Genomic DNA, 13,468 nt, shown 5'->3' with positions numbered 1-13,468 from the left:
AAGCCTCTTGTGAGTAGACGGCGACTCAATAAGGTAAGTAATGACAGCAATAGTAAAAATTAAAAGATATTTCATTTTTTCGAATGACAGATTATTGGTGCCGATTGAGGCCGATTTGCGTTCTGGTGTTGAAATGCTGGCTAATCTTACACAAGATATCTTTACAGAATATGCAGAGCAAACTGTCCACATACACGTCAATGAGCACATCGAACACCATCTTGTAGATATGCAGAAGGAAATACTTGAACACGAATCGGTGCGTTCCATAAGTTTGCGTGAAGTGGTCATGATGATGCCTAAGGAAGATTTTCAACACGTAGCTCAAGCGTGGCAATATGCTGTCTTTTTGCGCACACATCAGTTTTGTGGCCGCTGCGGTTCACGCATGGATCGTGTGTCGTGGGAAATGGCGATGCATTGCCATACTTGTCAGCACCGCTGTTACCCGCGAGTGTCTCCTTGTATTATCGTCGCCATTCGCCATGGCAATAAAATTCTTCTCGCTCAGGGCGAGCGCCAGAAAGAATCCGGTTTCTTTTCCACACTTGCTGGCTTCGTAGAAAGTGGTGAAACACTTGAGGAAGCAGTGCACCGGGAGGTGTTTGAAGAAGTGGGTGTAAAAGTAAAAAATGTTGAATACTTTAATAGTCAGCCTTGGCCTTTTCCACATTCATTAATGGTTGGTTATTTAGCCGAGTACGATAGTGGTGACATTGTTGTTGATGGCAAGGAAATAATACAAGCAGATTGGTTTGATATCGATAATTTACCGGTAGTGCCACCAAAATTTTCCATTGCTGGGAGATTAATTGAGGAAACGCAAAAAAGAATGCTAGAAAAGTCGGTATAATAGAATACAAGTTATCTCGAGCTAGTTAAAATTTAGACGAGTCAGTTTCAAATTTCACAATGAGTAAAGCATGACCCCATTAAAAAACGATAGATATTTACGCGCTCTTTCAAAGCAACCTGTTGACGTTACCCCTGTATGGATGATGCGCCAAGCTGGACGTTATTTGCCAGAATACAAAGAAATTAGAGCTGAAGCTGGCGATTTTATGGCTTTGTGTACTAATCCTGAATTAGCTTGCGAGGTGACGCTGCAGCCTTTGCGTCGTTTTCCGTTAGACGCCGCAATTTTGTTTTCTGATATCTTAACTATTCCAGACGCAATGGGTCTCGGTCTATATTTCGAAGCGGGCGAAGGGCCAAAATTCAAATCTCCTATCGTGGATAAAGCGGGTGTGGATAAATTAGCTATTCCTGATCCTGAGCTAGAACTTAAATATGTGATGGATGCGGTGCGCACGATCCGCAAAAACCTGAAAGGAGAAGTTCCTTTAATTGGGTTTTCCGGCAGTCCTTGGACGCTGGCAACCTATATGGTGGAAGGAGGCTCGAGTAAAGCGTTTACTAAGATTAAGAAGATGGCGTTTGCAGAACCGAGCATTTTGCATGCACTACTCGATAAACTTGCCGACTCGGTAATACTGTATTTGAACGCGCAGATCGCAGCAGGTGCGCAATCGGTTATGGTATTTGATACTTGGGGTGGTGTATTGAGCCCTCGTGATTACAAACTGTTTTCGTTGCAATATATGGAAAAAATTGTTGCTGGATTAACGCGTAATTACGAAGGCCAGAAAATACCGGTTACATTGTTCACTAAAAATGGTGGCATGTGGTTAGAGTCTATTGCTGCCACTGGCTGCGATGCGATTGGTTTGGATTGGACGATTGATATTGCCGATGCAAAAGCACGCGTTGGAGACAAAGTGGCGCTACAAGGCAATATGGACCCTTCTATTTTATATGCACAGCCAGAGCGTATTGAACAGGAAGTTCAGGACATCCTTGCGGGCTTTGGTGAAGGCGACGGCCATGTATTTAATCTTGGGCACGGGATTCACTTAGATGTACCGCCTGAAAATGCTGGCGTGTTTGTGGACGCGGTGCACAAATATAGCGCGCAGTATCATAAGTAGATAAAAATAAAGGGTCAGTGTTAATTAATTTTCATCGGCCCTTTGCTTCATCCGTGCCTCGGCATTCCCTTCTCAACACTTCTCGCCAAACTCAGCGTTTTTCTGTTTACGCTCTTTTTACCTAATTGAAGCTCGGATTGTTCAATCTCAGCTAATGCCCAGCGAATATGCTCTTGCACCATATCATCTGGAAAATCGCGTGCATTTTGCAATACACTTTTAATATTTTCAGCATCTTCAACACTCTGCACGATTTGATTACCTAACCCTACCGCAATATTTCGCTTCCACTTTCGATAGCCAATACGCCTGATTGCAGAGCCTTCGGTGTGCTCTAAAAATTCATCTTCCGTCCATTTGAATAAGTCGAGCAATGAGCGGTTGTGCATATGCTGGCGTGCAAAAAAATCCTTTTCTTCGGTCACTTCAGCATATTTATTCCAAGGGCAGACAAGTTGGCAGTCGTCACAACCATAAATTCGATTGCCTATCGCTTTGCGGTAAATCACAGGTATTGCACCGTCATTTTCTATTGTCAGATACGAAATACATTTGCGCGCATCGACTACATAGGGCTCTACGATTGCTTGCGTAGGACAAATTGAAATGCAGGCAGTACACTTACCACAGTTCTCCTCGACAGCTTGGTCAACAGGTAAGGGTAAATTGATAAACAGTTCACCTAAAAAGAAATACGAACCAGCTTCTTTATTGATAGTAAGTGAATGCTTACCCGTCCAGCCAATGCCTGCTTTTTCGGCTACCGCATGCTCAAGTACAGGAGCAGAGTCAACAAATGGTCTAAACGATAAATCTTGAGTGTACTCTTGAATTTGTTCAGCCAGTTTCTGCAATTTCTTGCGGATAACTTTGTGGTAGTCTCGGCCAAGTGCGTAGCGACTAATATAAGCAGTAGAAGACGACTTTAAATTACTGGCGAAGGAAGCATCGGGTGGCAGGTAATCCATTCGCACGCTGATGATGCGTAACGTTCCGGGGACTAATTCGCTGGGCGATAGACGTTTATCAATATTGCGCTCAAGAAAGCTCATATCGCCTTGATAACCATTTTCAAGCCAGTTTCGTAGCGCTTTTTCATGCTGACTTAGATCAACATCACTGACACCAACTTGCTGAAAACCTAGCGACTTACCCCAAGTCTTGATATTGTCGGTAAGCTGGTTTAAATCTATTGAATTAATAACGGACATTTTCTACGGACACATTCGCATGTTGCATAAAAATACAGCTCCAAGTTTAACACAAAAACTCTATCGTGCTGATCAAGTTAAGCATTTGGAATTAGAAGCGGCCGCTAAATTGGGTCTTTCAAAGTTTGAATTAATGCAGCGGGCAGGCAAAGCGGTATTCGAACGCTGCGTTTCATTAATGCCAAATACGCAAACGTATTTAATACTAGTAGGCGTGGGAAACAATGCAGGTGACGGTTACATTACTGCATTAAACGCAGTCAACGCTGGTAAAAAGGTAATTCTGTGTGCAGTCGAGCCTGAGAGAGAAGTCACGGGTGACGCTGCTCGAGCTCAAAAGGCTTGGTTGGATAATGGCGGGAAAGTTGAAGCCTTTAATCCGGAAATGCTTGATCGCTGCGACTTAATAATTGACGCATTACTCGGCATAGGTATCTCGGGTATTATTCGCAATGAGTTTGCTGACGTAATTGACGCGATAAATAACGCTGATGTGCCGGTTGTTAGTGTAGATTTGCCAAGCGGATTGGATGCCGATACCGGAGAGTCATTAGGCCGCTGCATACAAGCCGACATCACCATCACGTTTATTGGGATCAAACTAGGCTTAACAACCGGAGCAGGCAAACAATCTTGTGGACAACTGGTGTTTGAAGATTTAGGCATTGGTAAAGCTTTTGCTGAGATTGCGCGAAGCGATGCAAGTGCGCTTGATATTGCTCATTTTAAAGGATTAGCCCCAAGACCAGTGCACAGTCATAAAGGATCCTACGGTCGTCTGCTTTGTGTCGGTGGGAATTCAGGTATGGCGGGTGCCATAAGATTAAGCGCCGAAGCGGCCTTGCGAAGCGGTACTGGCTTAGTGAAAGTATATGCTCACGAAAGCTCAAAAATTCAAATTAGTGCGGGACGACCTGAAATTATGGTGATCTCTAGTGGCTTGGAGGAAGCGCTGGCTTGGGCGACGTGTGTTGTGATTGGTCCTGGCTTAGGCCAAGATGATTGGAGTCGAGCGACCTACGAAACCGTTTTGCAATATTGTCAAAATAACCCTAAACCGATGGTAATCGACGCCGACGCCCTGAATATTATGGCGAGCACTGCCTCATTTGTTAGTATCGATGACTGTGTGATGACGCCGCATAGCGGCGAAGCAGCTAGACTGTTAAGTGTCAGTGTTGAGGAAATCGAAAATAATAGATTTGTTTTTGCTCGCCAGGTTGCGGAACGATATCACTCTACGTGTGTCTTAAAGGGAGCCGGTACGATTATTGACGACGAACAAAACTCTTGGGTGTGCCGTCATGGTAATCCTGGAATGGCGACCGCGGGTATGGGCGATGTGCTTACTGGTATTATCGGCTCACTGATGGCGCAAAGCGTTAAGACAGCACTTGCTTGCCAATATGGTGTTTCTTTGCATGCAAAAGCGGGCGACATCGTTGCTGAAAAGCAAGGTCAAAGAGGTATGCTTGCGAGTGATTTATTTGATACAGTGCGCATGTTAATTAACGATTAGTAAAGAGTTTATAGGTAGCATGATAAAGCGCGCGTTTGTAGTTCACTCTGAAGATGAAACAAAAAGTATTGCTGTAAAAGTAGCAACGATTTTAAAACAGAAAGGTCTCGGCGGTATTACCTTTTACCTCAATGGTGATTTAGGAGCAGGCAAAACCACGTTTACAAGACATTTAGTGCAAGCTTTGGGGCACAAAGGTAGTGTGAAAAGCCCGACGTACACACTAGTTGAACCTTATGAAATAGATAACGTCAAAGTATTTCACTTTGACTTATATCGCTTAGCAGATGCAGAAGAACTCGAGTTTATGGGTATTCGTGACTACTTTAATAATGACAGTATGTGTCTCATTGAATGGGCTGAAAAAGGCTGGGGCTTGTTAGCAAAGCCAGACATAGAGCTGGATATAAAAATTGACAACGCGCAGGCCGACATTCGGGTGTTTGAGTTTTTAGCCTCATCTGAAGCAGGGGAGCGCATAATATCTGCGCTAAACGAAAGCAGGTGAATGAAGTTGAAACAGACAATTCCAGGATGCGAATATTGCGCCAATGGATCTGGTGACAAAGGAAGTCTGTAAGATAATATTGGATTATTTGATACTGTGTTAATCTTAAGCCGTGACTGTTGGGACAATAAGAATAAAAAATACAATGAACAAGAATGTAGTTGCATGCAAAGTAGTGAGCTTAATACTAGCGATTTTGGTTAGCTTAACCTCGTATGCCCAAGCGCAATCAAATATTAGCGATATCAGAGTATCTCCCTCTACTGACAATACGCGTATCGTAGTTGACCTATCCGAGCAGACTAGTTTCTCTTATTTCAATTTAAAATCTCCCGAAAGGTTGGTCGTCGATTTCAAAAACACCAACCGAAAATTCAATTTCAGCAATGTCGAAAACACCAGTAGTTTGATCAAAAAAATGCGTCATTCATCACCGAAATTGGCGTCTGATATGCGAATGGTTATTGAACTCAACAAATCAGTCAATGCAGAGTTGTTTTCGCTAGAACCGAGTGCCGATTTTGGACATCGGATTGTGATCGACTTAAAGGATCCTAACCCCTCTCCTGTTCCGACAAATAGCAAAGCACCCGTGCGTGACAAAGACATCGTCATCGTCATTGATCCTGGTCATGGTGGTGTTGATCCTGGCTCGATTGGCCCAGAGGGAACATACGAGAAAAACATTACCCTCAGTATTAGTAAAATGCTTGAGAAGCGCATTAACGAAGAGCCTGGTCTGCGCGCCGTCATGACACGCACGGGTGATTATTACATTAGCCCAAACGACCGACCGGGTTTTGCTACTAAAGAAAACGCTGATTTGTTAGTGTCAATCCACGCAGATGCTTTTAGTACGCCGCAGCCGAGAGGTGGCTCAGTTTGGGTTCTGTCGAAAGGTCGAGCGGACAGTGAATTAGGTCGCTTACTAGAAAGAACAGAAAGAAACTCTGAATTGCTGGGGTCTGCTGCTGACCTTATTGGTGATAGAGATACGGAAAGGTATTTCGCTGAAACGATATTCAATATGTCCATGGATTTATCCCGTGCGTCAAGCTACGACATCAGCAATAAAGTCATTAAAGAAATGAAGAAAGTAACAAAAATGCACAAAAAAGTGCCTCAAAGCGCTAGTTTTGCAGTGTTGACGGCGCCGGAAACGCCTTCAATTTTGGTTGAAGTTGGTTTTATTTCTAATCCGCAAGAAGAGAAAAATTTAAACTGGCGTGCTTATCGTCAACAATTAGCTGATTCTCTATTTAAATCTATCCAAGTGTTTTTTAGAAATGCGCCGCCCGAAGGTACTTTATGGGCTCAGGAACGCGATAATCAGCCCGTCAGACACAAAGTAAAAAGTGGTGAATCATTGTCGCTGGTGGCTAAACGGTACAATGTCGATTTAGACCGTTTAAGAGAAGCGAACAATATAAAAGGTGATTTAGTCAGGATTGGGCAAACGTTGACCATTCCTGAGTTTTAACTCAGTACATCGGTCAAAAAACTAAACATATAAAAGCGAAGACACTTTCATTGACTATTAAAATACTCCCCGCTCGACTCGCAAACCAAATAGCCGCAGGTGAAGTGGTAGAACGACCCGCATCCGTCATTAAGGAACTTGTTGAAAACAGTATCGACGCCGGCGCTACAGATATATTGGTGGAAATAGATAAGGGCGGACATAAGCGAATGCTTATACGTGATAATGGCAAAGGCATTCCAAGAGAAGAGCTAAGTTTAGCCCTGAGTCGTCACGCTACGAGTAAGATTGAAGATATTGATGATTTGGAATCTATTACCAGCTTAGGTTTCCGAGGCGAAGCGCTAGCAAGTATTAGTTCAGTGAGTCGTTTAACCCTGACATCCAAAACCGAAGAGCAAGCAGAGGCGTGGCAAGCGCACTGTGAGGGCCGCGAAATGGAGATTCAATTGAATCCAGCAGCGCATCCTAAAGGCGCATCGGTGGAAGTGCTTGATTTATTTTTTAATACGCCGGCAAGACGCAAATTTTTACGCGCAGAAAAAACTGAATTTCAACATGTTGAAGAGATCTTTAAACGTATCGCATTAAGTCATTTTGAAGTTGGTTTTACGCTGAAGCATAATGGCCGCGTCGTGCATCGTTTTCCCGCCGTTGTGCCGGAACTTAAAGATAAAAGAATCGCTGCCGTTTGTGGTCAGGCATTTTTGCAAAATAGTATCGCTGTGCACGGTGAGTACCAAAATGTAACGGTTACAGGTTGGTGCAACGCAGTGGGCCAAGGTCGTGGGACTAATGAGCTGCAATACAGTTTTGTGAATGGTCGAATGATGAAAGATCGCGTTATTTTGCACGCTATTCGTCAAGCATTTGAAGGTATGATTGATTCACAAACCTACCCAGCATTTGTATTATTCATTACGATGCCGCCTGAAGAGTTGGATATTAATGTGCATCCAGCCAAGCACGAAGTCAGGTTTCATCAAAGTCGCCAAGTGCATGATTTGATCTATAAAAGTGTATCAGATGCATTGTTGCTCAGTGCATCAACCGACGCGCTCGAGTTTGAGAATGAGGATGACGCTGAGTCTATAAGCAGCAACGTTACTTCTTTATACGAAGTGCCAAAGCATGCATATCAGCAGCCTGATGATAGGCGCTCTGGTTCAGATGCGTCTAACACTAGAGTACCTAATACGGACTATATAGCGCCACTGCGCCTTGGCCCGAATGCAAAAGGATTCGAGAGTAAAGGCAGTCAGGGAACTAGTTTTCAAGGCAAGGCTTATCATGGTGTTGGTCAAGTCAGCAAAAGTGCAGCGAGTTCATATCAAAACTTAATGAGTGCGGGAAGCGACTCTTCAAACAGAACTGCAACTTCAGCGGATGCTGTATTTCCGTTTTTGTTAAGCGATTCCAAGCAACTAGTTTTTGTGCAAGGCCAAGCTGTTCGCTTTTTACCTGCGTACCATGTTCCCGCGCAAGTTTTATATGAGCAAATACAGGCATCAGGCGTACAGCAACCGCTGTTAATGCCTGTCTCTGTAAAGCAAGAGGTTACGGGCACAAAGTTAGGGCCTGATAGTGAAAAGACTCAGGAGACTTTGCAAAGTCGCTTAAAAGTCTTAGAAGAGCTTGGTTTTGATATCCAATCAAATGTTGGAAAGTGGATATTAAAACAGGTGCCAGCGTGTTTACGCCAGCTACCCTGGGTGTCAATTTTACCAAAGTTATTAGATACAGAGCACACGCTGCTCACGGGCAAAGCAGTGGTGCACTACATTTGTTTTTGTTGGGCACAATCGCATGAATTTACTTATGCCGAACTGCAAAACTGGTTTCAAGCAATGCCACAAACACAGCAAGCTCAACTGATTAAACAATTTTCACAAACGCTTGATATCCCTGCGTTGAGTTTTTCGCTGGGTGAAAATTAAAATGAATCATTCTTCAGAGGCACAACCAAGCGAACGACTCCCGCAAGTGATTACAATTATGGGGCCGACCGCTTCTGGCAAAACGGCACTAGCAATTGAGTTAGCGAAAGCGATTGATGGCGAAATAATTAGCGTTGATTCCGCCCTTATTTACCAAGGGATGGATATTGGTACCGCTAAACCTAGTGCAGAAGAACAAGCAGGCATTAAACATTGGCTGATTGATATTGTTGAACCACAAAATGGATATTCTGTGGCAGAGTTTTGTCAAGACGCAATCGTGTGTATTGAAGACATTCTGCGGCGGGGGAAAGTCCCGATATTGACTGGTGGCACAATGATGTACTTCAACGGCCTGATAAAAGGATTGTCTAGCTTGCCAGTTGCCGATGAAAAAACGCGAGCGCAAATACAACTGTTTATTAAAGAGCATGGATTGCAAGCTGCACATAAACAGCTTAGTGATATTGATCCTGAAAGTGGCTTGCGTATAAATGAAAACGATCCGCAGCGCATTGTGCGCGCGCTCGAGGTTCATGCGCTGACCGGTAAGACAATGACGGCGTTGCAAGCCATTAAACCAGACCCTTTACCTTACGAATTCATGCAGTTTAGCTTGATGCCGAACGATCGCGCTTTGCTGCATGAACGCATTGCATTGCGCTTTGATTTAATGTTGCAGCATAACTTTGAAGAAGAAGTAAAAAAATTACGTCAAAATACAGCGTTGCACATAGATTTGCCTGCGATCCGCAGCGTGGGATATCGCCAGATGTGGCAGTACTTAGACGGCGAGTGTCAATTCGATGAAATGCGTGAAAAAGGAATTATAGCAACAAGGCAATTAGCTAAGCGTCAAATTACTTGGTTAAGAGGCTGGGAAGGCGCGATTTCACTGGAAACCGGTAATCCAGAAAACGTCGCGTTGATTTTGCAATACATTCGGTAAAATTGGGTACATATTTTTGTTTGAATAGTATACACTCCACCAATAGTGAGAGTATTCCGAAAGAATAAAAAACATAATAAAGAGTAAGGATCACAAATGGCTAAAGGTCAATCACTTCAAGACCCCTTCTTAAATGCTTTAAGAAAAGAACGTATCCCAGTATCAATCTATCTAGTAAATGGTATTAAATTACAAGGTCAGGTCGAGTCTTTCGATCAATTTGTTATCCTATTGAAAAATACAGTAAGCCAGATGGTATACAAGCACGCAATCTCAACGGTTGTGCCTGCTCGAGCAATTGTTATGCCTACTCAAGGCGACGGCGACGGCGAGTAATGCCGAAAGGCTTTAGCCGTAGTGACTGCATTCCGATCGTTTTAATCGTAGGTTACGTAATAAGTAAAAATTATATAAACGGAGCCCTATTTGTTTGATCGTTACGAAGCCGGTGAACAGGCTGTTTTAGTTCACGTTGATTTCTCTGATGAAAGCAATAAGGAAGACGTAAACGAATTGCAAATGCTAGTGAGTTCTGCGGGTGTTAAAACAGCATCCGTGCTCACCACATCTCGTCGTGCTCCCCATGCAAAGTATTTTGTGGGGAGTGGTAAGGCGCAAGAAATAGCCGATACTGTGCAAGCTGTTGGCGCAGATGTTGTCATTTTCAATCACCAGCTAACTCCCTCGCAAGAACGTAATCTCGAAGCACTTATCTGCTGTCGAGTTCTCGACCGTACCAGCCTTATACTCGATATTTTTGCTCAACGAGCAAGAACGCACGAAGGGAAGCTGCAGGTTGAATTGGCTCAATTGCGCCATTTGTCGACGCGACTTATTCGCGGATGGACACATTTGGAAAGGCAAAAAGGCGGCATTGGTTTGCGCGGTCCAGGCGAAACACAGTTAGAGACCGACAGACGCTTACTGCGGGCGAGAGTGAAAGGCATTCTGAAACGTCTTGAAAAAGTAAAGAAGCAGCGCGAGCAAGGACGTCGTTCCAGAAAACGGGCTGAAATTCCAACGGTTTCGCTGGTTGGATACACCAACGCTGGTAAGTCAACCTTGTTTAATACGATTACCGACGCGGGAGTTTATGCAGCAGACCAATTGTTTGCTACACTCGACCCCACATTGCGGAAAATTGAATTACCAGAGGTTGGTCATGCGATTTTGGCAGACACGGTTGGTTTTATTCGCCATTTGCCACATGACTTGGTTGCTGCATTCAAAGCAACACTGCAAGAAACACAAGAAGCCGATATTTTATTACATGTGATAGATTACGCTGACGATAAGTATCTGGAATATATCGATCAAGTAAACGATGTATTAGATGAGATTGATGCAGGCGATGTACCTCAGCTTATTGTTTGCAACAAAATAGACAGATTAGAGGGCGTTGAACCCAAGATTGATCGAGATGATACAGGCCGACCTATTCGAGTTTGGGTTTCAGCTCAAGATGGTTTAGGTATTGATTTATTAAGAAGTGCCCTCACTGAATGTCTACACAAGGCAATGGTTGAGTATCAATTAAAAGTTCCAGCAAATGAAGGCAGGCTGCGCGGAATGCTCTATAATCTAAATTGTATTGCACAGCAAAGCTATTCAGATGACGGAGATTGGCTGGTTGATATCAAAATGTTAGAGAGCGATTGGAACAAAATGAATAAACAATTAGAGAATCGACTCACTAATTACATTTTGTGATGTTTTTTGTTCAATTAAAAAAACTATTCGAATCAGCTTGTAGTATAAGTATTAACAAAATGAAAATGTAAGTATTAATGACTTTAATTACGGAGTATTTGTATGGCTTGGAATGAGCCGGGTGGTGATAAAAACGACCCTTGGAAAAATCGCGGCGGTAAAGAGCAAGGTCCACCAGACCTTGACGAAGTACTGAAAAATTTATTTGGCAAGTTTAGCAAGGCTGGCGGAAGTGGCGGTGGTAGCGGTAAAAGCTATACCGGCATGGGCATAGGCTTGCTTGCTGCTATCATCGTTGTTGTTTGGGGCTTAAGTGGGTTTTATACCATTAAAGAAGCTGAGCGAGGCGTGATATTAAGATTTGGTGAAAATACGGGCGAGTTAGCAATGCCTGGTTTGAGCTGGAAAATGACGTTTATTGACGAAATCATTCCGGTTAACGTGCAAAATATCAGCTCATTAGGTTCAGCTGGTGCAATGTTAACCGAAGACGAAAACATGGTCCGCGTTGAAATGGAAATGCAATATCGTATTGCTGACCCATATTTGTGGAAATTCTCGGTTACAGACCCAGAAACGAGTTTGAGCCAAGCGCTCGACAGTGCTATTCGCTACGTTGTTGGTCACATGAGAATGGATGACATTCTAACTGACGGTCGTGAGACGGCGAGACAGCGCGTTCGTGAAGAGCTAGACAGTATTGTTAAAGCTTACAACATTGGGGTCTCGGTTATCGACATGAACTTCAAAGATGCTCGTCCTCCAGCAGAAGTTAAAGCAGCGTTCGACGATGCTATCGCGGCTCAGGAAGATGAAGTGCGATTCATCCGTGAAGCTGAGGCTTATGCAAGAGAAATTGAGCCTAGAGCACGTGGTCAAGTTAACCGTATGAACGAAGAAGCGCAGGCTTTCAAAGAGCGTTCGATATTGGAAGCTCAAGGTGAAGTTGCTCGTTTCGAAGAGCTGTTGCCGCAATACTTAGCAGCACCAGTAGTGACAAGACAGCGTATTTATCTTGAGACAATGGAAGAAGTCTATTCTAGTACAAGTAAAATCATCGTTGATACAGAGGGTGGCGGCAACATGATGTACTTACCTTTGGATAAGATTATGGAGCGTCAAAATTCGCAAACTCAAGCTCAGCGTGATCAGCAGAGAAATACCTTAGAAGGTTTGCGTAACTCGCCGGCAACCGAAGAGTTGTTAAACAGAACGCAAGACAGCAATACACGCAGTAGCAATAGACAGGGGAGAAACTAGAGCATGAAGAATTTATTAGCGATAGTAATAATTGTCCTGTTAGCCATCGGTTATGGTTCTATTTTCGTAGTTAAGGAAGGCACTCGCTCTATCGTTGTTCGTTTCGGTAAAGTTGTTCAAGATGATGAAGGCAAAACGCAAGTTTATGCACCGGGTCTGCACCTTAAATTGGCTGTTTTCGATACGGTAAAGATATTGGACGCTCGCATTCAAACTTTGGATGAGCAAGCCGATCGTTTCGTTACAATAGAGAAAGAAGATCTGATTGTCGATTCTTATGTAAAGTGGAGAATTGAAGACTTCGAACGTTACTACTTGTCAACTGGCGGCGATAGATTCCAAGCAGAGAGTCTATTGAAGCAGAAGGTGAACAACGGGCTACGTTCTGAGTTCGGTTCTCGCACGATTCAACAGATAGTCTCTGGGGAACGTAGTGAATTGATGGACGGTGCAATGGAACAAGCGTCTGGCAGCTCCGACGAGTTGGGTATAAAGATTGTTGATGTTCGAGTGAAGCAAATTAACTTGCCGACAGAAATCAGTGAGTCAATATTCAACCGGATGCGTTCAGAGCGTGCCGCAGCCGCCAGAGAATATCGCTCTGAGGGTAAAGAGCAAGGCGAAATCATTCGTGCCAACATTGATGCAAAAGTAACCATCATGCTAGCCGACGCCGAGCGAAATGCACGACAGTTGCGCGGTGAAGGTGCTGCATTATCAGCTAAAATTTACGCTGATACTTTTTCAAAAGATCCTGAGTTTTACTCATTTTTGAGAAGTATGGACGCCTACAGAAATTCGTTTAACAGCAAGCAAGACGTAATTGTGCTTGAGCCAGACAGTGAGTTCTTTAATTACTTGAACTCTCAGTCGGGCAAAAAGAAATAAAGTAGCCCCAAACAAGGG

At 43.7% G+C, this 13,468-nt stretch carries 12 protein-coding genes; 11 read left to right on the top strand and 1 reads right to left on the bottom strand.

From position 1 onward, the window contains the following. Positions 1–40 precede the first annotated feature (40 nt). Positions 41–853: an NAD(+) diphosphatase gene (nudC, locus tag GNIT_RS14940; RefSeq protein WP_014110115.1), complete on the top strand. Its 813-nt coding sequence runs from the start codon at positions 41–43 to the stop codon at positions 851–853. Between the two features lie 70 nt (positions 854–923). Further along, positions 924–1,988, top strand: a complete 1,065-nt coding sequence (gene hemE / locus GNIT_RS14935; protein ID WP_014110114.1) for a uroporphyrinogen decarboxylase — start codon at positions 924–926, stop codon at positions 1,986–1,988. Positions 1,989–2,035: 47 nt separating this feature from the next. On the opposite strand, the gene queG is transcribed toward hemE, so the two are convergent. Next, entirely contained in the window at positions 2,036–3,199 is a 1,164-nt protein-coding gene (queG, locus tag GNIT_RS14930; protein ID WP_014110113.1) for a tRNA epoxyqueuosine(34) reductase QueG, read from the bottom strand. A 19-nt stretch (positions 3,200–3,218) separates the two neighbouring features. Here queG and GNIT_RS14925 point away from each other — a divergent pair, with 19 nt between their 5' ends. The 9 genes from GNIT_RS14925 (at position 3,219) to hflC (ending at position 13,450) form a co-directional block, all read left to right on the top strand. Beyond that, positions 3,219–4,718, top strand: a complete 1,500-nt coding sequence (locus GNIT_RS14925) for a bifunctional ADP-dependent NAD(P)H-hydrate dehydratase/NAD(P)H-hydrate epimerase (protein ID WP_014110112.1) — start codon at positions 3,219–3,221, stop codon at positions 4,716–4,718. 19 nt (positions 4,719–4,737) lie between these two features. Continuing rightward, positions 4,738–5,226, top strand: coding sequence for a tRNA (adenosine(37)-N6)-threonylcarbamoyltransferase complex ATPase subunit type 1 TsaE (gene tsaE / locus GNIT_RS14920; protein ID WP_014110111.1), 489 nt, complete (start codon positions 4,738–4,740; stop codon positions 5,224–5,226). Between the two features lie 145 nt (positions 5,227–5,371). Further along, a complete protein-coding gene (locus GNIT_RS14915; RefSeq protein WP_041246462.1) occupies positions 5,372–6,706 on the top strand; it encodes an N-acetylmuramoyl-L-alanine amidase in 1,335 nt (444 codons plus the stop codon). Between the two features lie 50 nt (positions 6,707–6,756). Continuing rightward, the gene (mutL, locus tag GNIT_RS14910) at positions 6,757–8,643 is read left to right on the top strand and encodes a DNA mismatch repair endonuclease MutL (RefSeq protein ID WP_014110109.1); all 1,887 of its coding nucleotides are present in this window, start codon (positions 6,757–6,759) and stop codon (positions 8,641–8,643) included. A gap of 1 nt (position 8,644) precedes the next feature. Beyond that, positions 8,645–9,592 (top strand): tRNA (adenosine(37)-N6)-dimethylallyltransferase MiaA, encoded by a 948-nt coding sequence (gene miaA, locus GNIT_RS14905; protein ID WP_014110108.1) that lies wholly within the window; start codon positions 8,645–8,647, stop codon positions 9,590–9,592. A 96-nt stretch (positions 9,593–9,688) separates the two neighbouring features. After that, positions 9,689–9,928, top strand: a complete 240-nt coding sequence (gene hfq / locus GNIT_RS14900; protein ID WP_014110107.1) for an RNA chaperone Hfq — start codon at positions 9,689–9,691, stop codon at positions 9,926–9,928. A gap of 90 nt (positions 9,929–10,018) precedes the next feature. Further along, complete coding sequence (gene hflX / locus GNIT_RS14895) at positions 10,019–11,302, top strand: ribosome rescue GTPase HflX (protein WP_014110106.1); 1,284 nt, start codon at positions 10,019–10,021, stop codon at positions 11,300–11,302. A gap of 102 nt (positions 11,303–11,404) precedes the next feature. Then, entirely contained in the window at positions 11,405–12,562 is a 1,158-nt protein-coding gene (gene hflK, locus GNIT_RS14890; RefSeq protein ID WP_014110105.1) for an FtsH protease activity modulator HflK, read from the top strand. Between the two features lie 3 nt (positions 12,563–12,565). After that, on the top strand, positions 12,566–13,450 hold the full coding sequence (gene hflC / locus GNIT_RS14885) for a protease modulator HflC (RefSeq protein ID WP_014110104.1): 885 nt from the start codon (positions 12,566–12,568) through the stop codon (positions 13,448–13,450). Positions 13,451–13,468: the final 18 nt, after the last annotated feature.

It is taken from the genome of Glaciecola nitratireducens FR1064 (assembly GCF_000226565.1).
Classification (GTDB): domain Bacteria; phylum Pseudomonadota; class Gammaproteobacteria; order Enterobacterales; family Alteromonadaceae; genus Glaciecola; species Glaciecola nitratireducens.
This window is presented reverse-complemented; position numbering and strand designations above follow the sequence as displayed.

Excerpts from the sequence above, each read along its gene's own strand:
- hfq (WP_014110107.1), top strand. The coding sequence starts at position 9,689 with ATGGCTAAAGGTCAATCACTTCAAGACCCCTTCTTAAATGCTTTAAGA.
- tsaE (WP_014110111.1), top strand. The coding sequence starts at position 4,738 with ATGATAAAGCGCGCGTTTGTAGTTCACTCTGAAGATGAAACAAAAAGT.
- GNIT_RS14925 (WP_014110112.1), top strand. The coding sequence starts at position 3,219 with ATGTTGCATAAAAATACAGCTCCAAGTTTAACACAAAAACTCTATCGT.
- nudC (WP_014110115.1), top strand. The coding sequence starts at position 41 with ATGACAGCAATAGTAAAAATTAAAAGATATTTCATTTTTTCGAATGAC.
- GNIT_RS14915 (WP_041246462.1), top strand. The coding sequence starts at position 5,372 with ATGAACAAGAATGTAGTTGCATGCAAAGTAGTGAGCTTAATACTAGCG.
- hflC (WP_014110104.1), top strand. The coding sequence starts at position 12,566 with ATGAAGAATTTATTAGCGATAGTAATAATTGTCCTGTTAGCCATCGGT.
- hemE (WP_014110114.1), top strand. The coding sequence starts at position 924 with ATGACCCCATTAAAAAACGATAGATATTTACGCGCTCTTTCAAAGCAA.
- queG (WP_014110113.1), bottom strand. The coding sequence starts at position 3,199 with ATGTCCGTTATTAATTCAATAGATTTAAACCAGCTTACCGACAATATC.
- hflK (WP_014110105.1), top strand. The coding sequence starts at position 11,405 with ATGGCTTGGAATGAGCCGGGTGGTGATAAAAACGACCCTTGGAAAAAT.
- miaA (WP_014110108.1), top strand. The coding sequence starts at position 8,645 with ATGAATCATTCTTCAGAGGCACAACCAAGCGAACGACTCCCGCAAGTG.